Source organism: Paracoccus sediminicola (genome assembly GCF_027912835.1).
Taxonomy (GTDB): domain Bacteria; phylum Pseudomonadota; class Alphaproteobacteria; order Rhodobacterales; family Rhodobacteraceae; genus Paracoccus; species Paracoccus sediminicola.
Window position 1 is genome coordinate 862,708 of the sequence record NZ_CP115768.1, and the last position, 21,962, is coordinate 884,669.

19 protein-coding genes are annotated in these 21,962 nt (G+C 64.2%); 5 read left to right on the forward strand and 14 right to left on the reverse strand.

Annotation, left to right across the window (positions count from 1 at the left end; all coding sequences use genetic code 11):
- Positions 1 to 104: 104 nt before the first annotated feature.
- The 9 genes from PAF18_RS04320 to PAF18_RS04360 form a co-directional block, all read right to left on the reverse strand.
- Positions 105 to 1,646: an acetolactate synthase large subunit gene (locus PAF18_RS04320; protein ID WP_271117391.1), complete on the reverse strand. Its 1,542-nt coding sequence runs from the start codon at positions 1,644 to 1,646 to the stop codon at positions 105 to 107.
- Between the two features lie 12 nt (positions 1,647 to 1,658).
- Positions 1,659 to 2,738: an ABC transporter ATP-binding protein gene (locus PAF18_RS04325; RefSeq protein ID WP_271117392.1), complete on the reverse strand. Its 1,080-nt coding sequence runs from the start codon at positions 2,736 to 2,738 to the stop codon at positions 1,659 to 1,661.
- Positions 2,735 to 3,724 (reverse strand): ABC transporter ATP-binding protein, encoded by a 990-nt coding sequence (locus PAF18_RS04330; RefSeq protein ID WP_271117393.1) that lies wholly within the window; start codon positions 3,722 to 3,724, stop codon positions 2,735 to 2,737. Before PAF18_RS04330 ends, PAF18_RS04325 begins: the two co-directional genes overlap by 4 nt.
- The gene (locus tag PAF18_RS04335; RefSeq protein ID WP_271117394.1) at positions 3,721 to 5,166 is read right to left on the reverse strand and encodes an amidohydrolase family protein; all 1,446 of its coding nucleotides are present in this window, start codon (positions 5,164 to 5,166) and stop codon (positions 3,721 to 3,723) included. Before PAF18_RS04335 ends, PAF18_RS04330 begins: the two co-directional genes overlap by 4 nt.
- Positions 5,167 to 5,255: 89 nt before the next feature.
- A complete protein-coding gene (locus PAF18_RS04340) occupies positions 5,256 to 6,833 on the reverse strand; it encodes an ABC transporter substrate-binding protein (protein ID WP_271117395.1) in 1,578 nt (525 codons plus the stop codon).
- Between the two features lie 51 nt (positions 6,834 to 6,884).
- Positions 6,885 to 7,784, reverse strand: coding sequence for an ABC transporter permease (locus PAF18_RS04345; RefSeq protein WP_271117396.1), 900 nt, complete (start codon positions 7,782 to 7,784; stop codon positions 6,885 to 6,887).
- Positions 7,781 to 8,719, reverse strand: coding sequence for an ABC transporter permease (locus tag PAF18_RS04350; protein WP_271117397.1), 939 nt, complete (start codon positions 8,717 to 8,719; stop codon positions 7,781 to 7,783). Before PAF18_RS04350 ends, PAF18_RS04345 begins: the two co-directional genes overlap by 4 nt.
- Before the next feature lie 3 nt (positions 8,720 to 8,722).
- The gene (locus PAF18_RS04355; RefSeq protein ID WP_271117398.1) at positions 8,723 to 10,354 is read right to left on the reverse strand and encodes an amidohydrolase; all 1,632 of its coding nucleotides are present in this window, start codon (positions 10,352 to 10,354) and stop codon (positions 8,723 to 8,725) included.
- 185 nt (positions 10,355 to 10,539) lie between these two features.
- Positions 10,540 to 11,457, reverse strand: a complete 918-nt coding sequence (locus tag PAF18_RS04360; protein ID WP_271117399.1) for a LysR family transcriptional regulator — start codon at positions 11,455 to 11,457, stop codon at positions 10,540 to 10,542.
- A gap of 558 nt (positions 11,458 to 12,015) precedes the next feature.
- Between PAF18_RS04360 and PAF18_RS04365 the strand changes: the two genes are divergently transcribed.
- Together PAF18_RS04365 and PAF18_RS04370 are read left to right on the forward strand one after the other, a co-directional pair.
- The gene (locus tag PAF18_RS04365) at positions 12,016 to 14,073 is read left to right on the forward strand and encodes an HNH endonuclease (protein ID WP_271117400.1); all 2,058 of its coding nucleotides are present in this window, start codon (positions 12,016 to 12,018) and stop codon (positions 14,071 to 14,073) included.
- A gap of 86 nt (positions 14,074 to 14,159) precedes the next feature.
- Entirely contained in the window at positions 14,160 to 14,624 is a 465-nt protein-coding gene (locus PAF18_RS04370; protein ID WP_271117401.1) for an SMI1/KNR4 family protein, read from the forward strand.
- Between the two features lie 10 nt (positions 14,625 to 14,634).
- Here PAF18_RS04370 and PAF18_RS04375 read toward each other — a convergent pair whose 3' ends face one another.
- The 5 genes from PAF18_RS04375 to PAF18_RS04395 are packed head-to-tail and all read right to left on the reverse strand — an operon-like array spanning position 14,635 to position 19,127.
- Positions 14,635 to 15,336, reverse strand: coding sequence for an ABC transporter ATP-binding protein (locus tag PAF18_RS04375; RefSeq protein WP_271117402.1), 702 nt, complete (start codon positions 15,334 to 15,336; stop codon positions 14,635 to 14,637).
- Positions 15,329 to 16,111: an ABC transporter ATP-binding protein gene (locus PAF18_RS04380; protein ID WP_271117403.1), complete on the reverse strand. Its 783-nt coding sequence runs from the start codon at positions 16,109 to 16,111 to the stop codon at positions 15,329 to 15,331. Before PAF18_RS04380 ends, PAF18_RS04375 begins: the two co-directional genes overlap by 8 nt.
- Positions 16,108 to 17,064 (reverse strand): branched-chain amino acid ABC transporter permease, encoded by a 957-nt coding sequence (locus PAF18_RS04385; protein ID WP_353620680.1) that lies wholly within the window; start codon positions 17,062 to 17,064, stop codon positions 16,108 to 16,110. Before PAF18_RS04385 ends, PAF18_RS04380 begins: the two co-directional genes overlap by 4 nt.
- Positions 17,064 to 17,936 (reverse strand): branched-chain amino acid ABC transporter permease, encoded by an 873-nt coding sequence (locus tag PAF18_RS04390; RefSeq protein WP_271117405.1) that lies wholly within the window; start codon positions 17,934 to 17,936, stop codon positions 17,064 to 17,066. Before PAF18_RS04390 ends, PAF18_RS04385 begins: the two co-directional genes overlap by 1 nt.
- Before the next feature lie 54 nt (positions 17,937 to 17,990).
- On the reverse strand, positions 17,991 to 19,127 hold the full coding sequence (locus PAF18_RS04395) for an ABC transporter substrate-binding protein (RefSeq protein WP_271117406.1): 1,137 nt from the start codon (positions 19,125 to 19,127) through the stop codon (positions 17,991 to 17,993).
- Positions 19,128 to 19,373: 246 nt separating this feature from the next.
- Here PAF18_RS04395 and paaG point away from each other — a divergent pair, with 246 nt between their 5' ends.
- Genes paaG through paaK form a run of 3 tightly spaced genes read left to right on the forward strand, consistent with a single transcriptional unit; the run spans position 19,374 to position 21,944 of the window.
- A complete protein-coding gene (gene paaG, locus PAF18_RS04400) occupies positions 19,374 to 20,168 on the forward strand; it encodes a 2-(1,2-epoxy-1,2-dihydrophenyl)acetyl-CoA isomerase PaaG (RefSeq protein ID WP_271117407.1) in 795 nt (264 codons plus the stop codon).
- 14 nt (positions 20,169 to 20,182) lie between these two features.
- Positions 20,183 to 20,608 carry a hydroxyphenylacetyl-CoA thioesterase PaaI gene (gene paaI / locus PAF18_RS04405; RefSeq protein WP_271118053.1) on the forward strand — a complete coding sequence of 142 codons (426 nt, stop codon included), beginning with the start codon at positions 20,183 to 20,185 and terminating at the stop codon, positions 20,606 to 20,608.
- A 19-nt stretch (positions 20,609 to 20,627) separates the two neighbouring features.
- Positions 20,628 to 21,944 carry a phenylacetate--CoA ligase PaaK gene (gene paaK / locus PAF18_RS04410; RefSeq protein ID WP_271117408.1) on the forward strand — a complete coding sequence of 439 codons (1,317 nt, stop codon included), beginning with the start codon at positions 20,628 to 20,630 and terminating at the stop codon, positions 21,942 to 21,944.
- The last annotated feature ends 18 nt before the right edge of the window (positions 21,945 to 21,962 follow it).

A 21,962-nucleotide genomic window follows, 5' to 3' on the forward strand; every position in this document is an offset into this window, starting at 1 on the left:
GGGGGCAGGTCAAATCGCCTATTTCTTGGATGAAGCGCGGGAAGGTTGAGCCAACTGAGAAGAGGCTGTCCTTGGCTAGGCGTGTCTAGCGCCCTTCGCCGGCATCAGAGCATGACCTCGATCAGGAACGGCCCCGGCTCCGTGCTCACGTTCCTGATCGTCTCGTAGAGATCTCGCGGATCGGTGACGCGCTTGCCGGCCACGCCCATGCCGCGGGCAAGCTCGACGAAGTTCAGCTCCGGGCGGTTCAGTTCCAGCATGTTCAGCGCCTCGGGCCCGGGGTTCGCGCCGACCTTGAAAAGCTCGTGCTTCAGGATCTGGTAACCGTGATTGGCGAAGATGATCGTGGTCACGTTCAATTCCTCGCGCGCTTGGGTCCAGAGCGCTTGGAGCGTGTACATGGCCGAACCGTCCGCTTGCAAACTGATCACTGGGCGGTCGCGGCAGGCGACGGCGGCGCCGGTGGCCAGCGGGATACCTATGCCAATGGCCCCGCCAGTGATCGCCAGCCAGGACATCGGCGGGGCCCCGGTCGAACGCGCAGCCACCGAATTAGCGCTAGTCAGGCTTTCGTCCACCACGATGGCACCCTCTGGCAGGGCCGCCGCGATAGCGGTCGAAAGCGCCGCGTCGTCCATCGGCCCCGAGGCCGGCGGCTCGCAGGGCGTGGTGGCGGGGAGCGGTCGGCGTTTGGCGCCGATCTCCTCGGCGAGCGCCAAGACGGCAGCGGGGCCATCCTGATCGAAATCAGCCAGCGGCAGCACGTCGCAATCTTTGGGCAAGAGCAGGCTGGGCCGGTCGGGATAGGCGAAGAAGGCCACGGGGGGCAGCGCCTCGATCAGCACGGCGCGGCGGAACCGTGACAACACGTTCAGCGCATCGTCGACAGGGTAGGGGATGCGCGGCAGCTCAAAATGGCCCGCGCCGCGTTCGGCTCGGCGCAGCGGTCCCGAGGCCATAACCTCGGCCCCCGTCGTGGCGCCGACGTCCGACAACCGCTTCAGGGCCTCGGGCGATTCCAGCACGCCGCCGCCGCAGAGAATCACCGCATCCGGCCCCAGCGAGGCTGCGGCACGGCGAAGCACGTCCGCGTCAAGCGCGCGCGGCTGCGCCGCCGCTGCCCGCTCCGCGGGCTCCATGTTGCCGCCTTCGTCCCAACCGACATCGGCGGGAATGATCAGGGTGGAGATCTGGCCCGGGTGGCCCCAGGCGGCCGCAAGCGCGTCCATCGCATCCCCGGCGATGGTTTCGGTCGAGCGGACAGTGCGCACCCAATCGGAAAACACCGCCGCGGTGCCCGGTACATCGGCGGTCAGGGGTGCTTCGTAGCGCAGGTGCCGCCTCGCGTGGTCGCCGACGAGGTTCAGGATCGGTGTGCGCGCCTTGCGGGCGTTGTGCAGGTTGGCCCCGGCATTGGCGAGGCCGGGCGCGAGATGCAGCAGGGTCACGGCAGGCTTGCGGGCCATACGCGCATAGCCATCCGCCGCGCCGGTCACCACCCCTTCGAAAAGGCCGAGGACACAATGCATCAGGCGAGTGCGGTCGAGCGCATCGACGAATTGCATCTCCGAAGTGCCGGGATTGGCGAAACACACGTCCACGCCTGCGCCGTGCAGGCTTCTGAGCAAGTTCTCTGCGCCGTTCATCGACTGTCCTATCTATTGGCCCGCGGTGGCAGGCTCTCGTTGTTCCTTAGCGGCGCGCAGTACGGCCAAGCGCCGGGCCAGGTTGCCGCTGTCGAGCCTTGGCGCCGGCGCTTGCCGGGCGGCGGCGGCTTCGGCATGGTGGCAGGCCACTGCGGTCTCCTCTATCTTGCGCTTCTCCGGGCGCGACCGGCGGCAAAGCTCTGTGGCCATCGGGCATCTCGGGTGGAAGGCGCACCCGGGGGGCGCCGCGAGGGCCGACGGCATGTCGCCCCGCAATTCCGACGGATGGCGGTGCGCGCTCGGGTCGGGCAGTGGAACCGCCTTGATTAGGGATTGGGTATAGGGATGCAATGGCGCTGTGAAAACCGCCTCAGCCGGTGCCTCTTCCACGAAGCGGCCCAAATACATCACCGCGATGCGGTCGGCGATGTGGCGCACCACGCTGAGGTCGTGGCTGATGAATACATAGGCGAGCCCAAATTCGCGTTGCAGGTCCTGCAGCAGGTTGATGATCTGCGCCTGCAAGGAAACGTCAAGCGCCGAGACCGGCTCGTCGCAAACGATCACCTCGGGGCGGGTCGCCAAGGCCCGTGCGATGCCCACGCGCTGGCGCTGGCCGCCGGAAAACTCGTGGGGGTAGCGTTCGGCGTGAAAACGCGACAGGCCCGAGAGTGAGAGGACCTCGTCGACCTTGGAATCCAGCGTCCCGGCTTCGGCAAGCCCATGTAGTAGAAGCGGCTCGGTCAATGTTTCGCGCACCGTCATTCTTGGGTTCAGCGAACCGAAGGGGTCTTGAAAGATGATCTGCATCCGGCGCCGAGCGGCGCGGAGCTCTGCGGTGGACATCGCGGTGACCTCGTCCGGGCCAAGCTTGACGGTGCCAGCGGAGGGCTCGATCAGACGCAAGAGCGAGCGGCCGAGCGTAGACTTGCCGCAGCCCGACTCGCCCACGATCGCCAAGGTTTCGCCGCGTCCAAGATCGAAGCTGATATCGCTCACCGCGCGCACCACCAGCTTGTCGCGGCGGAACATGCCCCGCGAGAGAGGGAAATCCTTCGAAAGGTTCGCGACGCTCAGGACGGGATCGGTCATTGCGCGAGGCTCCTTTCTTCGATGGGGGCGTACCAGCAGGCGACCTCATGTCCCGGGCCGATTTCGCGCATCGGTGGCGGCATGCTGCGACATTTATCTGAGGCCAGAGGACATCGCGGCGCGAAGCGGCAGCCGGGGATCTGCGCCCATGGCGGGGGCAGTGTGCCGTCAATGGTCTCGAGCCGGTCGGCCTTGTCGCTGATCCGCGGCACGGCAGCCATCAGGCCGATGGTATAGGGATGCTGGGGGTCGGCGTAGAGCCGGACGGTCGGGGCGCGTTCCACTACCAGCCCGGCATACATCACCACTACGTCGTCGCACGTCTCGGCCACCACGCCGAGATCATGGGTCACCAGCATGATCGCCATGCCGGTGCGGTCCTGCAGGTCCTTCATTAACTGCAGAATCTGGGACTGAATGGTCACGTCGAGCGCGGTTGTCGGCTCGTCGGCGATCAGTAGGTCGGGGTCATTGGCAAGCGCGATGGCAATCATCACCCGCTGGCGCTGCCCGCCCGAAAGCTGGTGCGGATAATCGTCAACCCTTCTGGCGGGCGAGGGCAGGCCGACAAGATCCAAGAGTTCGATCGCCCGCTTGCGGGCCGCGTCCGGCCGGGTGGTTCCATGGGCGCGCAGCGTCTCAGCGATCTGCTCGCCACAGGTATAGACGGGGTTCAGGCTGGTCATAGGTTCTTGAAAGATCATCCCGATCCGGCCGCCACGCAGCGCGCGCATCTCACGCGGCGACAGCGCCAGCAAGTCCTGCCCATCAAAGGTGATCTCGCCCCCGCGGATCACACCTGGGGGCTGCGGTACCAGCCCCATCACCGCGAGGGAGGTCACTGATTTGCCGCAGCCGGATTCACCCACGACACCGAGCGTGCGTCCCCGGTCGACCGAAAGGCTGACCCCATCCACCGCGCGCATGATGCGACCGCGGTCCTGAAAGCCGACCTGAAGGTCCGTCACGGTCAGAAGTGGGCTCATCCGGCGACCGAGTAGGTCAGCGGTGAGACGTCGCGTGGGTGCCGTCCAGCAAAGTCGAGCCCGGTGAAACACTCCTCGGCCCGGCGCTGCGCCTCTTCCAGGCGGGCGGTGGCGTCGGAAAGGTCGAAGGCCGCGACCTTGCCGTCGCTGACCACCTGACGTCCGTCGACAAAGACGTCACGCACTGCGCGTTCGGCCGCTACATAGATCAGCGAGCGAAGCGGGTCGCGCAGGGGCCGCATCGCCGGGTGGGTCACGTCGGCCATAAAGAGGTCCGCCTTCATGCCGGGCGCGAGACGGCCGATGTCGTCCCGTCCCAGGATCGCCGCGCCGCCAATGGTGGCGGCATCGAAGATATCATGGGTGCGCAGATCGAAGGGGTTGCCGGACATCAGCCGCGAGTTGATCAGCGCATGGCGCATCTCTTCGAGCATGTTGTGCGGGTAGGTATCGGTACCGATCCCGACCGGAATACCGCCGCGGATGTAGCGCCCGACCGATTGCATCGAGATGCCGCGTCGTTGGAATACTGTAGGGCAATGCGCGACTGCAGCACCGCTGTCGCGCAGCAGAGAGAAATCGTCAGCCTCGGGCCAATGCAGCGAGGAATGGCTGTTGAGGAAGATTCCATGGCCGATGATCGCGCCCTGTCTCAGCACGCCGAGATCATGCAGCCACTCCAGCGGTGTGCGGCCATGACGGCGGGTGATCTCATGGAACTCGACAACCGACTGGGCGGCGTGGATCTGGAACGGCAGGCCGCGCGACTGCGCCTCGTCAAAGCTGTCGCGGATCAGGTCGGCGGTGCAGGTGTCGATCTGCGAGGGCGAGACCATGCCCGAGAGCCGCCCCGAGGGATGTGCGTTGGCCTTGTCTATGACCTGCATCGCTTCGCCCATGGCATCGCGCCCGGCCCGTGCGTCCCATTCATATTCGACGACATGACCGTTCTTGGTAAACCAGCGCGCCGAGCGGTACATCGGCGCCAAGACCGCGCGCAGGCCGGATCGGTCCAGAAGGTCGATCCAGTTATCATAGGGGATCGAAAGGTCGGTGAGTGTGGTCACGCCCGAGAGCAACAGTTCCGACAGCGCCACCTCGGTACAGGCTGTGGTGCCGTCCGCGTCGGGGCGAAAAAGGGGCATGAATTCATAGAGCGAGCTCATGTAAAGCGCGGGACTGCCCAATTCGTCGAGGAAACCCTTGTTCATCGGCTCAGACAGCGGATGCGAGTGTATGTTCACCAACCCTGGCGATACCAGTCGCCCGCGGCCATCGATCTCGCGGTCGAAATGGCCGTTGAAATGGCCACCCACCTGCAGGATGCGGTCGTCACGGAACACCACGTCCTCGCTTTGCAGGTATTCGTGGCGGCCAATGTCGCTGTTCCATGCAACGATCCACTCGGCGTTGCGGATGACGGTGGTTGTTGTGGCGCCCATGTCGGGGGTCCTCCGTGCGGGTTGGTACGCGGATAACGGATTGAAGAAACTGGTTGAGAAGGCGGGCCGGTGTCCGTCCCGCCTTGGGCTCATTCCTTGTATTTGAGATCGAGACCCTTGTAGAAACCAGCGCCGTAATTGTTGTGCGGCTGGATCGGCTCGAGCATATCGGATTGCGCGATGAACATGGGCTCGTGATAGAGCGGCAGCCAGACGGCGGCGCTATGCACCTTTTCCAAAACCTTGCCGTAGGCCGCTGCGCGGTCCGTGTCCGAAAGGGCAGTCTTGCCTGTCTGCAGCAGTTCGTCAGTCTCGGGGTCATTCCAGTTCATCCGGTTCGGCGTCGGCATGTTCTGGGAGCGGAAGTAGAGATTAAGCGCATCGCCGGAAGAGACGTAAGGATAGCTCATCCCGAAGACGTCGAACTCCTGCGTCGCAAGCTTGCCCCAGGCGACGGTCGCATCGAAGGCCTGAATATCCATGGCGACGCCGATCTTGAGCAGTTCGGCCTGCACGAATTCCGAGATCTTCTGCCAGCCAGAGCCCGCGAAAACATAGGCCGTGGGCCGCAGCTCGACCCCGTCCTTGGCGCGCACACCATCCGGACCGGGCGTCCAGCCGGCTGCGTCGAGCAGCGACTTGGCCTTTTCAGGGTCATGGCGCAGCAGCTTGTCGTCAATAGCGCTGTTCCAATCCAGCGCGGCCTGCGAGACGTAGCTATAGGCCGGCTCCACTTCGCCGAACATCAGGTCTTCGGCTAGGGCTTCCTGGCTGACGGCAAGGTTCATGGCCTGCCGCACAGCCGGGTCCGAGACGGTTTCCTTGTCGATCTTGAACCCCATGAAATAGGTCCAGAAAGCGTTGTCGGACTGCTGTACCGAGACCCCCGGCGTGTCGCGGAGCTGTTGCAGGGCGATGGCGGGCACGTACTGCGTGGCCTCGGATTGGCCGGTAACCAGCGCGACGGTGCGGGTATTCTCTTCAGGCACTATCTGCCAGGTGATCTTGGCCATATGGGCAGCGCCGTCGTTCTCGTAGAACGCCGGCCCCCAATTGTAGCCCTCGTGGCGGGTCATCACCATCTTGTCGCGCGGGGTCCAGCTTTCCCAGCAGAATGGGCCAGTGCCGACGAAACCGTTGACGCCGAAATCCTCGCCCAGTTCTTCGACGGTTTCCTTGGCGATCACCGTCGCGAAGCTCTGGGTAAGCTGATAGAGCAGTTCGGAAAACGGCTGTTCGAGACGATACTCCACCGTGCGATCGTCCAGTGCCACTACATCGGCGACGTCGCCGGCGCGCCATGAGACCGGCGAATTCGTCTCGGGATCGATCCAGCGCTTCATCGAATAGACCACGTCCTCGGCGGTCATCTCGCGGCCGTTGCAGAACTGCACGCCCTCCTTGAGGTGAAACGTATAAACCAGCCCGTCATCCGAGACTTCCCAGCGTTCGGCCAGCCCGTCGGTCACGGTCTGCATGTCGGGCTCGAGCGAGACCAGCGTGTCGCCGAGCATGAAAAGGGCCTCGGCGGCGGCGCGGGCGGTGGTCTTGTGCGGATCGTAATTGTTGCTGTCGACTTCGCGCACGATGGTCAGCTCCTGCGCTGCGAGCGGGGCGGCGAGGGCCGTGAGGGCGGTTGCGGTAAGCAGTCTTCTCAGTGGCGTCATCTTCGGTCTTCTCCTCTGTTGGCGCCCCGATTGCCGGGGTCGATTCTTGGGTTATGAGCGTAGACGCGGGTCCAGAACGTCGCGGATCGCATCGCCGGTGATATTGGCGGCCAGCACGATCACGAAGATCGCCAGCGACGGGATGATCGCGATATGCGGGGCAAAGAGCATGAAGTCGCGCCCCTGCGAGGCCATCATCCCCAGTTCCGCCGCCGGGGGGCGTGCCCCGAGGCCAAGGAAGCTGAGCGCGGCCCCGATCAGAATGATCTGGCCAAAGCGCAGGCTGACGAAAATCATGATCGCCGAGATGCTGTTGCGCAGCAGGTAGCGGGTGAAGAGCGCGCGGTCTGAGAGGCCGATGGCGCGCCCGGCCTCGATATATTCTTGCTCCATCACGCCGATGGCGATGGAGCGGGCGATGCGGGCGCTGTCGGGCACGGTGGCAATGGACAGGGCGATGATCACCGGCAGAGCTCCGGGGCCAAAAATCGCCACCAGCGCCAGCCCCAGAAGGATTGCCGGGAAGGACAGCATGACGTCCGCAAACCGCATCACGTAGGGGTCGATGCGCCGGTAGAAGGCAGAGAGAAGTCCCAGAAGGGAGCCGACAGTGCCGCCCAGACCCACGGACAGCAGGCCGATCAGAAGGGTCAGCCGGGTGCCGTAGAGCAGACGGCTCAGGATGTCGCGCCCCTGACCGTCGGTGCCGAGTAGATGGGTCGCGTTACCACGCTCGGCCCAGACCGGTGGCTGCATTACCGCGCGGGTGCCCTCGTAGGGATCATGCGGGGCGAGGAAGGGGGCGAACAGCGCCGCAAAGGTAATCCCGACCAGCACGATGAGCGCCAGTGCCGCGGCCCGGTCGCGCAGTAAGGCTTTCCACCAGACCTGCCGGGGCGGGGCGGTATCGTCGAGCGGGGCGGCCGCGGCGGGCGTGCTCACATTCATCATTTCTGCACCCTAGGATCGAGAAAGGCGTAGAGTATGTCGACGATCATGTTGATCAAGATGAAGGCCAGCGCGAGCACGAGGATGCAGCCCTGCGCCAGCGGGTAGTCCGACGACAGGATCGCGCCGACCGACAGCCGACCGATACCCGGATAGGCAAAGATCGTCTCGGTCACCACCGCGCCACCCAGCAGATAGCCCGCCTGCAGGCCCACGAGGGTGACCACGGGGATGAGCGCATTGCGGAGCCCGTGCCGCAGGATCACCTGCCGCTCGGTCAGCCCCTTCGAACGGGCGGTGCGCACGTGATCGAGACGAAGCACCTCGAGCACCGAAGACCGGGTCATTCGCGCCACCGGCCCGATAAAGATCAGCCCCAGCGACAGCGCCGGCAAGGCGATGTGGCGCAGCCCGTCGACGGTCCAGAGCGGTCCGCCACGACCGATGAATGGGAACAGCTGCCATTTCACGCCGAACCACTGGATCAGCAGCAGGCAGATGAAGAAGATCGGCAGTGATACTCCGGCCACAGAAAATGCCATCACCGCTCGGTCCAGAAGCGAACCGCGCCAGACACCGGCGAGGGTGCCCATAGCGATTCCGAGGGGGATCGACCAGATCAGGCAGGCCAGCATCAGCTCGACGGTCGGCACGATCGCGGCCGACAGCTCGCTCATCACCGTCTTGTTGGAGATGAAGGAGCGACCCAGATCGCCCTGCAATACCCGCTCGACATAGCCCCAGAACTGCACCCAGAGCGGTCGATCGAGACCCATCTTCTCGCGGATCTGCTCGACCACCTCGGGCGGGGCCATCGCCCCAGCAAAGACCCGCGCCGGGTCGCCGGGCGAAAGCTGTACCAGCAGGAAACCAAGCACGAGCACCCCGATCAGAACCGGGATCGATTGCAGAAGGCGCTTGGTCAGCGTGTCCAGCATGACCTAGGCGCGCTCAAAGACGATATCGCCGCCAAGCACGGCCAGATCACAGCGCGTGTCGAGGATGTCCTCAACGTCGATCTCGAAGAGGTCCCGGTCAAAGACCGCGACATCGCCCAGCTGCCCCGGTACCAGTTGACCCTTCACCGTCTCTTCGCGGGCGGCATAGGCCGAGGCCCAAGTGTAGGCGTGCAGCGCCTCTTCCATGCTCAGCGTCTGGTCCGGGCCGAGCAGGGTGCCCTGCCGGGTCTTGCGCGTGACCATGTTGTAGATCACCGGCATCGGTGCGATCTCGGTCACCGGGCAGTCGGTCGAGGCCGAGGGATGCAGACCTGCGTCGATCCAGCGCCGCATCGGATGCGAGGCGGTGACGCGGGCCTCGTCCAGCACGGTGAGGTAGAGATCGCCGAACCAGTAGAGGAACGAGGGCTGCGGCACCGGCAGGACATGCATGTCGACCATCCGCTGCATCTGGTCCCCCGACAGCCAACCGCAATGTTCGATCCGGTGGCGGCGATCGGGATCGGGACTGTCCGCCATGGCGACCTCATAGGCGTTCAGAACCTCTTCGATCGCCGCGTCGCCGATCGCATGGATCGCCATCTGGTAGCCCTTACGGTGGGCATCAAGCACCATCGCGTTCAGCTCCTCCTGGTCGGGAATGCAAAGCAGGCCCTTGTCGTCCGGGTCGCCGCCCTGATAAGGTTCCTTCATCGCCGCGGTGCGTCCCCCGGCGCTGCCGTCCGTGAAGATCTTGACCGGCCCGATTCGGAACATCTCGTCGCCGGTGCCGGTCACCAGCCCCGCGTCGTGGGCCTGCGAGAGGATCGATCGGGTCTTGTCCCCCATGAGCACACCGTAGGTGCGCACCGGCAGGCGGCCCTCACGGTGGGCGCGTTGATAGGCCTCCATCTCGGTCCAGCCGTCGCGAATGCCGATGGCGGCCTCCATGCAGGAGGTGATGCCATAGGACAGAAGATCGCGGCCGCCGCGTTCTATCGAGCCGACGAGCTCCTCGACCGATTTGCGTGGCATCACTGCCATCAGAGGCTCGCGCCCGGTTTCGGCCACGAGCCCGGTCAGCACGCCGTTCTGCTTCTCGATCAAGCCGCCCTGAGGCGAGGGCGTATCGTTGTCGATCCCGGCTGCCTGCATCGCCAATGTGTTGGCGACGGCGAGATGGCCATCGGTTCGCACGATGTAGACCGGGTGATCGGGACAGGCGGCGTCAAGCTCGTGCAACATCGGATGGCGTTTTTCATCGAAGGCGAAATGATCGTAGCCGCGGCCGACGACCCAATCGCCCTTGGGCGTCTGTGCCGCCCGGTCGCGCAGCGCGTCGAGCAGGCTTTCGAGCGTGGGCGCCGCCGAAGGGCGCAGGTCGACCTCCGCCATAGCGGTGCCATAGGGCAGCAGATGCATGTGGGCATCGTTGAGACCGGGCGTCGCGAGCCGTCCGTTCAGCTCGATGACCTTGGTCCCGGGGCCGCGCAGCGCGTCGATTTCCGCGTCCGTCCCCGTGGCCATGACCCGACCGCCGCCAATCGCGATGCTCTGCGCGAAACCGAGGTGCTGACCCCGCCAGATCTTGCCTCCTCTCAGGATGGTATCGGCGCTTCCGCGTTGCTCGGACATCGAGATGTTCCTTTCGACATGGGCTGGTTAACAATATGTTAATCAATCCCCCCCTATGCCGGTCAATCTTGGACAAACGGGGCCGATCGGGGATGTGCGCATCGCGGGGGGCAAGGTTAACGAATTGTTAAAGAAGCGGAAATCAGGCCGCCTTGCTTTATCTGATTTATATAGAAAAACTTATTCTAACGCTGTGATCGATTATATATGTCAGCGCGGTGCTGGTGGGTCATGATTGGAGAATGGTGGATCTCCTGCCCGAGAATCTCGAGGAAACGATCTGCGATCCGCCGTCGGGGGCCGTGAATTCCCGGACCTACCAAAGCCACGGCGGCGATCTGGGTGGCGGGGTAGAAGCGCCGGATGGAATAGAGATTCGAGGCAAAAAGCTCGGCCACATAGGGGTCGACCACCGCAACTCCCAGCCCCTTTTGCACCATCGCGCAAGCAGTCTGGGCAAAGCGCGTCTCGATCTTGGGCCGGTAACGAACGCCCTGTCGGTTGAACGCGGCCTCGACCAGCGGTGTGATGACCTCGCCGGCGCTGATGATCCGATCATGCTGCAGGTCCGCCGGTCCGATGGTAGCCCGCTTGGTCAGGGCGTGGTCGCGCGGCACGATGACCACCAGATGGGCCCGCGCCAGAAGATACCAGGCGCCCTCATTGATATTACCGAATGTGAGGCCGATGTCGGCCTGTCCGATATCGACCGCTTCGCGCACTTGAGCGTCGTCCCGAACGGTGACCACCACGTCAAGCTCAGGGAACTCGTCCATCAGGGCGTCCAGCGCCACAAGCGCGACGCCATGCCCGACCGACGGTGACGCGTAAATGCGCAGCCGCGACAGGCCGACCCTGCCGGCGCGTGCCACCTCGTCCCTGAGGTTCGACACGGCGTTGAAGACCGGAGCGGTGCTCTGCGACAGGCGGACCGCAGCATCGGTGGGCCGCAGCCGACGGCCGTCGCGTTCAAAGAGGTTGACCCCTAGGTCTTCTTCAAGCCTTCGGATCGCCGCAGAGACTGCAGGTTGTGAAATTCCAAGGAGTTCAGCGGCATCCGTGATGCGCTCGACCTTCATGACCGCGTCGAAAATTTCGAGCATGCGGATTTTGAGGGGGCTATGCTGCACTACCATATCCTGTCGATCCTAGTCTTCAGAGCTCGCCTGAAGCGTAGAATATTGCTTCAAAACGTTAAGGATGCGCTTATGTGCCTGCACCATCATAGCTTCTTTATCGGTCTTGGCGCCATCGACATCACGCTCGCGCAGACCTTATGCCCAATGGCTCCGTGGCCCGCCTCTCTGAGGTGGGTTTTTTGTGCTGTAAGGCAGTCCGACGAAAATCGAAAAAAGACCCCAAAAGTTGGCGTAGACTATTGGTTCCGTGTCCAGACTATACCTTTCCGATACGTTTTGCGGCCACATAAGCATTTGATAGATAGATACTTTTATGCAGCAGGTCTCTCGGAGGTTTTTCACTTTGCGCAGACCTCCGCTTCCTTTGGCAATCAGACCGGTTTTTCAACGGCCCGAGATACTGTACCAAACGGTTTCTCGGCGGCAATCCGCGCGGCCGAAAGCGAGACATTGAGAATATTACGAAACTGTCATTGATTAAGCTGATCCTGATCCAAACGGTCGTGAGTTCTGGAGCGTCGCATGGCAATCGAACCCCTACGCAAGCCGCATATCCGTCCCGCCGCCCCGCCGGAGCCGCCAAGACCGGCCAACCGGCCGGATCCTGCCCCGCCGCGCAACGACGCGACGCCTGCGCAGACGGGCGGTGCCAATTCGGCCGGCGCTGCCGATGAGCCGGCAAACGGGAGCAATCCTTCCGCGAATATATCAGCAGAGCGGAAAGCCCAGATTGACAGTTTTGTCGAAGAAAACGCGACGCATGAGAAAAGCTTTCTCGGTATTCGGGTGGACAGCGACGGCGGGACGAGGATCGGGAAGGCGCTGACGGGGGACTCTTCGCTCGGCGATCTGACCCCGGCAGAGCGGACCTATCTCGCGCAGCAAGGTGCTGCGGCTTGGAACGGTCAGACTGACGATGGCGGTAGCCGTCGCGAGAATATCTCGCAGGCTGCCGACGAGGTTCGCGACGATCCGGCGGCAAGCCGTGCGCTCGCGCTTGCGCTTTCCGCACCCGCGCTGAGCGACGATGACGGGATCCGGAGGGCTGGCGCGATCATGGGCCCGGTCGGCATGACCGAGCGTCATGGCGAAATGTTCGATGCCGCGGTTGATCTGGATCTCGCCGCCGTCATGCAGAGCTATGAGGGGAACGAGGTCGGGCTGGCGCAACGGCTTGGCAACGCGGATGAAGAGACGCGCCAGGAAGCGTGGTCGATCCTTGCGGATCAGGGGCGCTTGCCGCAGGGAACGCAGCAGGCTCTGGCCGCCGCGCTTTTCTTTACCGACAAGAATGCTGCCGGTGCGTCCTCCGAGTATCGCCAGGGCATGGCCGAAGCGATCGCGCTGGCGCGGCGGCCCGGAACCAGCCCGCAGGACCGGCTTGGCCGCGATTCGATCGCCTCGAATCTCGCCGCGGTGATGGAAACCGATGGCGGCCGCGAGATGCTGCTTGGTGAGGACGTAACGGCAGGTGCTCGTCTCTGGGCGCTGAACGAGATCGCCAACCAGCAGGCCTGCATCAACCCTGAGATGTATGCCGGTCTGGATGCGCCGGGTCTCGCGGATGCTCCGGGCAATCCGGGGGGCGCTGCAAACGGGGATCAGCCTTCGGAGGCAGAGGTCTATGCCGATCTGAGCCAGATGGCGCTGGATGTCTCGGGCATTGTCGATCCGACGCCGATATCGGACGGGGCGAATACGCTGGTTTCGCTGTTCCGTGGTGATGTCGGCGGCGCTCTCATGTCGGCGGCGGGAATGGTGCCCTATATCGGCGATCTGGCCAAGGCCGGAAAACTGGGCAAATGGGCGCGCACGGTGGACAACGCCATCGACCTGGCTCAGCGCAGCCCGCAATTCATGACCCGTGTGCGCCCGATGCTGGAAGCGCTTCAAAGCGGGCTGAAGGCCATCCCCGAAAGCGTCATGAGCAAGCTGCCGCAATCGGCGCAGGACACGATCCGCGGTATCATCCGCAAGCTGGACGACGTCGCGCAGGCTGTGGCGCGCCGTGCGCCGTTGGTCGTCGATGACGCGATCGGCACGACCAAGACATTGCCGGATGGGCGGGTCGCGCGGGTCGGAGATCCGCCGCTTGTCAATCAACGCGCCGACGGTAATCTGGATGTTACGCGCGCGGATGGCACCACCGCCAAGCTGCGCGAACCGCAAACCTATGACCAGAGGGTCGACAATCCGGATGGGTCCGTGACGTATACAAGGAATGGCCAGGACGTGACATATGGTGCCGACGGGTTCCCGCAATTCGAGTCCAAGGCCGATATCTATCTGGACGCCGGAAAGATCAACAGCGCCAACAAGGCCGATCATTTCCGCTCGTCGAATGAAATTGTTCAGCAGCAGCTGAAGCAGAATCCCGGCCTGAAAGACGAGATGGGGCTCACGGATGCGCAATATAATTTCATCATGCGCGAGCCTCCGTCGTCAAAATCCCCTCCGGGGCTGACCTGGCACCATCATCAGGACACCGGCAAGATGCAGCTCGTCAACCGGTCCGAGCATAACGCCTTGCCCGGCGGGCATACCGGTGGCATGTCCATCTGGGGTGGTGGTTACGACTGATCGCGGGTCCGACCGTCCGAAGCTGGCAATAACGACAAGGCGCTGCGGCTCGGGCCGTAGCCTCGGAATACGGAGTATCAGAGTTCATGACTGTCGAATGGGAAGAATATCTGCCCGACCTGCCCGAAGTCGGTGATGCGGATCTGGATGCGGTCGAAACCCGGCGCGGCGTAAGCCTTCCGGCCGATTACCGCGCCACGGTCAAGCAGCATGTCGGCGAGACGCCTTTGCCCGAAAACATGGCCGTGGGCGAACGCGGCATCGTGCCGGTCGGACCGCTGTTTTTTGCAAAGGCGGATCATGACGGCGCCGAGGCGGATCAGAATATCTGGTACTGGATCGAGGCCGTGGACCAGAACTTCCCGGCAGAGCTGGCCGGAAAGCTGCTTCCCTTCGCATCCGACACCGCACAGGGCATTTTCGCCTTCGATTATCGCGGCGGCGACGCGCCGGCTGTGGTGTTCCTGAACCTCGAATCCGCGGCTGACGAGACGTCGATCTTTCCCGTCGCCGAAAGCTGGGATGGGTTTCTGGCCGCGTTGCAGCGCTGAGCCTCGCGGCTCAGATTCCCAGATAGGCCTCGCGGATGCGCGGATCGGCGATCAACTCATCCGCCGCGCCCTCCATCGTGATCCGCCCGGTTTCCATCACATAGCCCCGATCCGCGATCTTGAGCGCGCCGAAGGCGTTCTGTTCGACCAGCAAGACGGTGACATCCAGCGATTTCATCCCCGACACCACGTCGAAAATCTGCTGGACGAGGATCGGGGCGAGGCCCATCGAGGGTTCATCCAGCAGAAGGCATTTCGGCCGCCCCATCAGCGCCCGCGCAATCGCCAGCATCTGCTGCTGACCGCCCGACAGCCCGCCCGCGTTCAGGTTCCGCTTCTCGCGCAGGATGGGGAACATCTGGAAGGCGTCTTCCATGTCTTTCTCGACGCGATCATCGGTGAACAGGAACGCGCCGAGCCGCAAATTCTCCTCGACCGAGATATTGGTGAAGATCTGCCGCCCCTCGGGGGATTGGGCGATCCCGCGCCGGATGCGTTGATAGGCGGGGACGGTGGTGATCGTCTCGCCGCCGAAGAGCACCTCGCCCGAGGCCACGGGCTGGGTGCCCGAAATGCAGCGCAGCAGCGTCGTCTTGCCCGCGCCGTTCGCGCCGACCACGGTGACGATCTCGCCGGGCTGCACGTTCAGATCGACGCCGTGCAGCACCTCGATCCGGCCATAGCGCGACCGCAGATTGCTGACCTCAAGCATGGGCATCCTCCGCCGCTTCGGTCCCCAGATAGGCCGCGATCACATCCGGGTTGCGGCTGACCGTGGCCGGGTCGCCCTCGGCGATCTTCTCGCCGTGATCGAGCACCACGATATGGTTGGAAATCCGCATCACCATCTTCATGTCATGCTCCACCAGCAGGATCGCCACGCCGTCGCGGGCGACCTCGGCGATCATGTGATCGATCTCTTCGGTCTCGACCGCGTTGCAGCCCGCCGCCGGTTCATCGAGCAGCAGCACCTTGGGATCGAGCGCCAATGCACGGGCGATCTCCAGCCGCTTGAGCTTGCCGTAGGACAGGTTTCCGGCCTCTGTTTCAGCGGCGCGGTCCAGCCCGACGCGTTCCAGCAGCGCCATCGCCCCGTCGCGGGCCTGTCGCGCGCGGGCGCGGGTCGAGGGAAGCCGGAACAGATCGGCCAGGAGGCTGCCGGATTCGGTCAGGTGATACCCGGCAATCGCATTGTCCAGAACGCTCATGTTCTGGAAGATCTGCAGGTTCTGGAACGTCCGCGACATGCCGCGCCGCGCCAGCAGGTCGGGGCGCATCCCGGTCACGTCCTCTCCGTTCAGCACCACGCGCCCGTCGCCGGGCTGATAGATCCCCGAGATCATGTTGAACAGCGTGGTCTTGCCCGCGCCGTTCGGTCCGATCACCGACAAGATTTCTCCGGGCTTCACCGAGAAGCCGACCTCGTTCACCGCCCGCAGACCCCCGAAGGAGATGCCGAGCCCCTCGACTTTCAGCAGCTCGCTCATTCGTCCTTCCCCCGGATCAGTTTCAGGATCGACGGCAGCAGCCCGTTCGGCAGGAAGATCATGACCAGCATCATGATGAGACCGAGCAGCAGATATTCATATTCCGCGAACAGCGTCAGCACCTGCGGCAGCAGCGTCAGGATGCCCGCACCGAAGATCGCCCCGAGAACCGAGTTCGCCCCGCCCAGAACCGCCATCGTCACGAACTCGATCGAGTGCATATAGCCCGCCACATCCGGGGTGATGAACTTGTTCTGCAAGGCCAGCAGCGAGCCCGCAACCGAAGCATAGACCGCCGAGATCACGAAGGCCTGCAGCTTGTAGCGTGCCACATCGACGCCGACGGTGCGCGCCGCGACCTCTGATCCGTGCAGCGCGCGCAGGGCGCGGCCGGTGGGGCTGTCATGCAGATTCAGCGCCAGCCAGGCGCCGATCAGCAGGACCAGCCCGCACATCCAGTACCAGAATTGCGAATTGGACAGGTCCAGCCCCATCGCCTCGACCAGATCCGGCAGGCCGCTATCGGCGACGCTCCTGCCGTCCGGGCCGCCGGTCAGCGCCGATTCATTGGTCAGCACCATATAGACCAGTATCCCGAAGCCCAGCGTCGCGACGGCCAGATAATAGCCTTGAAGCCGCAGGATCGGGCGGCCCACCAGCCAGGCCAGCCCGCCCGAGATCGCGGCCCCCAGCACGGCGGCCAGCAGCGGATGCAGGCCCCAAAGCTCCGGCATAAGGGCGCAGCTATAGGCGCCGATGCCGAAGAACCCGGCATGGCCCAGGCTGATCTGCCCGGCATAGCCGATCAGGATCACCATCCCCGTCACCGCCAGCCCGTTGATGAAGATCAGCGCGCCGACGCGGTAATAGAAATTCGACGGAAAGAAGATCGGGCTCAGCGCGATCAGGGCCAGCAGGATCAGCAGCGTGGCGGTTTTGGCGGTCATGCGCATCACACCCGCTCCGTCTGTTTGGCACCGAACAGGCCCTGCGGCATGATGAACAGCACCAGCAGGATCACGATGAAGGCGGCCGCGTCCTTGTATTGCGACGACAGATAGCCCGCCGTCAGCGCCTCGAGGATGCCCAGGAGGATGCCGCCCACGAGCGCGCCCTTGGGGTTGCCCATCCCGCCCAGCATGGCGGCGGCGAAGCCTTTCAGCGCAAGCGCGATGCCGACATCGTAGGAGGTGTTGGTGATCGGCGTGGCCAGCACGCCGGCAAGCGCGCCGATCGCGGCGGACAGCGCGAAGGAGAGCGTCATCACCCAGTTCGTGTTGATCCCCACAAGCTGCGCCGCCAGGCGGTTGTTCGAGGTCGCAAGCACCGCCTTGCCGGTCAGCGTGCGGGTGAAGAACAGCCACAGCGCGATGAACACGGCGACGCCGCCCGCCACGATCCAAAGCGATTGCGGCAGGATCGTGGCGCCTCCGATGCGGAACGGCGCGTCGCCCGAGAATGAGGGGAAGCGGTGGATCTGCTTGTCGAAGACCAGCGACGCCACGCCGCGCAGAAAGATCGAGGCGCCGATGGTGATGATGATCAGCGACACGACCGGCGCGCCGCGCGCGGGCTCGATGGCGAGCTTGTTCAGCGCCACGCCCACCGCCGCCGTCACCACGATGGCGATGATTGCGGCAATCAGCAGAGGCAGCCCCGCCGCATGGGCGAAGACGGTAATCATGCCGCCCAGCATGACGAATTCGCCCTGCGCGAAATTCACCACGTCCGAGGCGTTGTAGATGATGGTGAAGCCAAGCGCGACGAGCGCATAGACCGCGCCCACCGTCAGCCCCGAGAACAGGAATTGCAGCAGTTCCGACATGGCGCCTCCGCGTGGGAACGGGGCGCGGCAGCGTGCCGCGCCCGCGTCAGTTGGTTACTCGACGATGGTCCACTCGCCGTCGCGGATCTCCAGCATGGTGAAGGCGTCGAGGCTCAGTCCCAGATGATCCTCGGCGCTGTAATTCACCTCGCCGCCAGTGCCGACGAAGCCCTTGGTCGCCTCGATGGCGTCGCGGATCGCCACGGGATCCTCGGCGCCGGCCTGTTCGATGGCGGCCTTGAGGATCATCAGCGCGTCATAGGCGTGGCCGCCGAAGGTCGAGACATCCTCGCCGGTTTCTTCCTCATAGCCATCGCGATAGCCGGTCACGACGGGTTTCTGCGGATCGTCATCGCCAAGCTGGTCGGCCACCAGCAACGCGGCGGCGGGCAGGCGGACGCCCTCGGCGGCCTCGGTTCCGGCCAGCTCGATGAACTGTTTCGAGGCGACGCCATGCGACTGGTAAAGCGGTGCGTCGATGGCAAGCTGGGTGTGGTTGCGCGTCACCACGGCCGGGCCCTGACCCATGCCGGAGTTCAGGATCGCCTCGGCGCCCGAGCCCTTGATGTTGGTCAGCTGCGGCGTCATGTCCGCGTCTTGCGGGCCGTAAACCTCGTCGGCGACGATCTCGACGCCCGCGCTCTCGGCCACATCCTTGCACTGCGCCTGCATCGAGGCCCCGAACCCGTCAGAGCCCGAAATCATCCCGATCTTGGTGAAGCCGCGCGCGGTCATGTCCTCGAAGATCTTCTCGCAGGCCATGCGGTCGGTATGCGGGGTCTTGAAGGTGAATTCCTTGACAGGCTCGATGATCTCGACCGCGCCGGCGAGGCTGATGAAGGGGATCTCGGCATCCTCGAAGACCGGGACCATCGCCATCGTGGTGCCGGTGGTGGTGCCGCCGATCACCGCGATCACCTCGTCATCCTCGACGAGCCGGGTGGCGAAGGTGCGGGCCTTGTTGGCGTCGCCGCCATCGTCATACATGATCAGGTTGATCTCTTCGCCGTTGATCCCGCCCTCGGCGTTGATCTTGTCGACCTCCATGCGCAGCGTCTTGGCTTCGGGGTCGCCGAGAAAGGCGGCGGGACCGGTTTCCGAGATCGAGGCGCCGATATTGATCTCGGCAAGCGCCGGGGCGGCGACGACAGCGCAGGCGGCGGCGGTGGTCATCAGGGTGCGGATGGTCATTCAGCGGTCCTCCCAGTGGCTGAAACATGCCGATTTGCGCGGCATTTTTGTCTTTGCGATTCGGGAAAAGACGGTCAGACTGGACTCTGCCGAACCGGCCCCGGCGCAGCAAAACACCGCGCGAACGGGCAGGTGCGAAAGATTCGCCAAGCGTGCCTCCTCCCTTCCTCCCGAATATAATTGACTGACCGGTCGGTCTATGCAACATCTTTTTTGACTGCCGGAGGGCCTTGGGGGGGAATCGAGATGAGTGACGGCGAAACCGTTCTGAGCGAACTGGACCGCGGGGTGCTGCGCCTGACGTTGAACCGACCCGACAAGCTGAACAGTTTCACCGAAGAGATGCACCTCGCGCTGCGTGCCGGTATCGAGCGGGCGGGCGAGGACGCCGCGGTGCGCGCGGTGCTGCTGACCGGGGCAGGGCGCGGCTTCTGCGCCGGGCAGGATCTCGGCAATCGCGATCCGCGCAAGGGCGGGACCGTGCCGGATCTGGGCACGACGCTCGATACCTATTACAACCCGCTGCTGCGCATGATCCGTGGGCTCGACAAGCCGGTGATCTGCGCCGTGAACGGGGTCGCCGCCGGGGCCGGGGCCAATGTCGCGCTGGCCTGCGACATCGTTCTGGCGGCGCGTTCGGCGAAATTCATTCAGGCATTTTCCCGGATCGGGCTGGTGCCGGATGCGGGCGGGTCGTGGTCGCTGCCCCGGATGATCGGCGAACCGCGCGCCAAGGCGCTGACCCTGCTGGCCGAACCGCTGAGCTCCGCGCAGGCCGAACAATGGGGTCTCATCTGGAAGGCGGTCGATGACGAAGCGCTGATGGATGAGGCGATGGAAATCGCCGCGAAGCTGGCGGCGGGGCCGACAGTCGGTCTGGGGCTGACCAAGAGGTTGATCCAGGACGCGGCAGGGCAGGATCTGGACACCCATCTCGACGCCGAGCGTGACGCGCAGCGCGAGGCGGGGCGCACGGCGGATTACCGCGAGGGGGTGACCGCTTTCCTCGAAAAGCGCAAGGCGGAGTTCAGGGGCGAATGAGCCGCGCCGCCGACATGACCCCGCAGCAGATCGCCGAGGCATCCGCGCAGGCGATGTGGGATCAGGACCGCGCCAGCCAGCGGCTCGGCATGAGGATCGAGCGGATCGCGCCCGGCGAGGCGACGCTCTCGATGGAGATCACCGAGGCGATGACCAACGGCCATGACAATGCGCATGGCGGCTATATCTTCACCCTCGCTGACAGCGCCTTTGCCTTCGCCTGCAATACCTACAACGCCGTAACCGTGGGCCAGCAGGCCAGCATCAACTATGTCGCCCCCGGCAGACTGGGCGACGTGCTGACCGCCACCGCGCGCGAGGCGTCGCGCAGCGGGCGCAGCGGCGTCTACGATGTCGAGATCACCAATCAGAACGGGCAGCATGTCGCGCATTTTCGCGGCCTGTCCCGGTCCATCAAGGGCAGCTACCTGCCCGAATGATCCTTGGAGGAGGGGAATTATGGAAGACCTCACGCCAGACCCGAAAACGCTCGACCCGGTTGAGACCGCCTCGCGCGATGAAATCCAGTCCATGCAACTCGAGCGGCTGAAATGGTCGCTGAACCACGCCTATGAGAACTCGCCTTTCTACAAGACGCGCTTCGACGAGGCGGGGGTGCATCCGGACGATCTGCACCAGCTTTCGGATCTGTCGAAATTTCCCTTCACCTACAAGCAGGATCTGCGGGACAATTACCCGTTCGGCATGTTCGCCGTCCCGCGCGAACAGCTTGTGCGGATCCATGCCTCAAGCGGCACGACCGGCAAGCCGACCGTGGTGGGCTATACCCGCAAGGATATCGACAACTGGGCCGATCTGATCGCGCGGTCGATCCGGGCCTCGGGCGGCCGCCCTGGCGATGTTTGCCACGTGGCTTATGGCTACGGGCTGTTCACCGGCGGGCTTGGCGCGCATTACGGGGCCGAGCGGCTTGGCTGCACCGTGGTCCCGATCTCGGGCGGGATGACCGAACGGCAGGTGACGCTGATCGAGGACTTCAAGCCGCGCATCATCATGGTGACGCCGTCCTACATGCTGTCGATCCTCGACGAGTTCCGCCGCCGCGGCATGGACCCGCGCGAAAGCTCGATCCAGGTCGGTGTCTTCGGGGCCGAGCCCTGGACCAACAAGATGCGCGAAGAGATCGAGCAGGTCTTCGACATGCATGCCGTCGATATTTACGGGTTGTCGGAAATCATGGGGCCGGGCGTGGCCAATGAATGCGTCGAAACCAAGGACGGGCTGCATATCTGGGAGGATCATTTCCTGCCCGAGATCATCGACCCGGAAACCGGCGAGGTCCTGCCCGATGGCGAGATGGGCGAGCTGGTCTTCACCACGCTGACCAAGGAAGGCCTGCCGATGGTGCGCTATCGCACCCGCGATCTGACGCGGCTTCTGCCGGGCACGGCGCGTTCGGTCCGGCGGATGGAAAAGATCACCGGGCGCAGCGACGACATGATCATCCTGCGCGGGGTCAATGTCTTCCCGACCCAGATCGAGGAACAGATCCTCAAGATCGCCGCCCTCGCACCGCATTTCCAGATCGAGCTGACCACCGGCGCGAACCGCATGGACAGCATGACCGTGCATTGCGAATGCCTGCCCGAAAATGCCGATCAGAGCTCACGCGATGCCGCCGCGAAGGAGCTCGCGCATCATATCAAATCGGTGGTGGGGGTGTCGTCGGCGATCGTGATTCACGACCCCGACGGGGTGGCACGTTCGGAAGGCAAGGCGAAGCGCGTGGTGGATAACCGCCCCAGGGAACGCTGAGACAGCGCGCCCGCCCGG

What these genes read in the sequence shown, in the direction of transcription:
- PAF18_RS04390 (WP_271117405.1), bottom strand. Translation starts at nt 17,936, where the DNA reads ATGTCGGAACTGCTGCAATTCCTGTTCTCGGGGCTGACGGTGGGCGCG.
- PAF18_RS04395 (WP_271117406.1), bottom strand. Translation starts at nt 19,127, where the DNA reads ATGACCATCCGCACCCTGATGACCACCGCCGCCGCCTGCGCTGTCGTC.
- PAF18_RS04330 (WP_271117393.1), bottom strand. Translation starts at nt 3,724, where the DNA reads ATGAGCCCACTTCTGACCGTGACGGACCTTCAGGTCGGCTTTCAGGAC.
- PAF18_RS04370 (WP_271117401.1), top strand. Translation starts at nt 14,160, where the DNA reads ATGACTGTCGAATGGGAAGAATATCTGCCCGACCTGCCCGAAGTCGGT.
- PAF18_RS04365 (WP_271117400.1), top strand. Translation starts at nt 12,016, where the DNA reads ATGGCAATCGAACCCCTACGCAAGCCGCATATCCGTCCCGCCGCCCCG.
- PAF18_RS04335 (WP_271117394.1), bottom strand. Translation starts at nt 5,166, where the DNA reads ATGGGCGCCACAACAACCACCGTCATCCGCAACGCCGAGTGGATCGTT.
- PAF18_RS04385 (WP_353620680.1), bottom strand. Translation starts at nt 17,064, where the DNA reads ATGCGCATGACCGCCAAAACCGCCACGCTGCTGATCCTGCTGGCCCTG.
- PAF18_RS04355 (WP_271117398.1), bottom strand. Translation starts at nt 10,354, where the DNA reads ATGTCCGAGCAACGCGGAAGCGCCGATACCATCCTGAGAGGAGGCAAG.
- PAF18_RS04320 (WP_271117391.1), bottom strand. Translation starts at nt 1,646, where the DNA reads ATGAACGGCGCAGAGAACTTGCTCAGAAGCCTGCACGGCGCAGGCGTG.
- PAF18_RS04345 (WP_271117396.1), bottom strand. Translation starts at nt 7,784, where the DNA reads ATGATGAATGTGAGCACGCCCGCCGCGGCCGCCCCGCTCGACGATACC.
- PAF18_RS04375 (WP_271117402.1), bottom strand. Translation starts at nt 15,336, where the DNA reads ATGCTTGAGGTCAGCAATCTGCGGTCGCGCTATGGCCGGATCGAGGTG.
- PAF18_RS04350 (WP_271117397.1), bottom strand. Translation starts at nt 8,719, where the DNA reads ATGCTGGACACGCTGACCAAGCGCCTTCTGCAATCGATCCCGGTTCTG.
- paaG (WP_271117407.1), top strand. Translation starts at nt 19,374, where the DNA reads ATGAGTGACGGCGAAACCGTTCTGAGCGAACTGGACCGCGGGGTGCTG.
- PAF18_RS04325 (WP_271117392.1), bottom strand. Translation starts at nt 2,738, where the DNA reads ATGACCGATCCCGTCCTGAGCGTCGCGAACCTTTCGAAGGATTTCCCT.
- PAF18_RS04340 (WP_271117395.1), bottom strand. Translation starts at nt 6,833, where the DNA reads ATGACGCCACTGAGAAGACTGCTTACCGCAACCGCCCTCACGGCCCTC.
- PAF18_RS04360 (WP_271117399.1), bottom strand. Translation starts at nt 11,457, where the DNA reads ATGCTCGAAATTTTCGACGCGGTCATGAAGGTCGAGCGCATCACGGAT.
- paaK (WP_271117408.1), top strand. Translation starts at nt 20,628, where the DNA reads ATGGAAGACCTCACGCCAGACCCGAAAACGCTCGACCCGGTTGAGACC.
- PAF18_RS04380 (WP_271117403.1), bottom strand. Translation starts at nt 16,111, where the DNA reads ATGAGCGAGCTGCTGAAAGTCGAGGGGCTCGGCATCTCCTTCGGGGGT.
- paaI (WP_271118053.1), top strand. Translation starts at nt 20,183, where the DNA reads ATGACCCCGCAGCAGATCGCCGAGGCATCCGCGCAGGCGATGTGGGAT.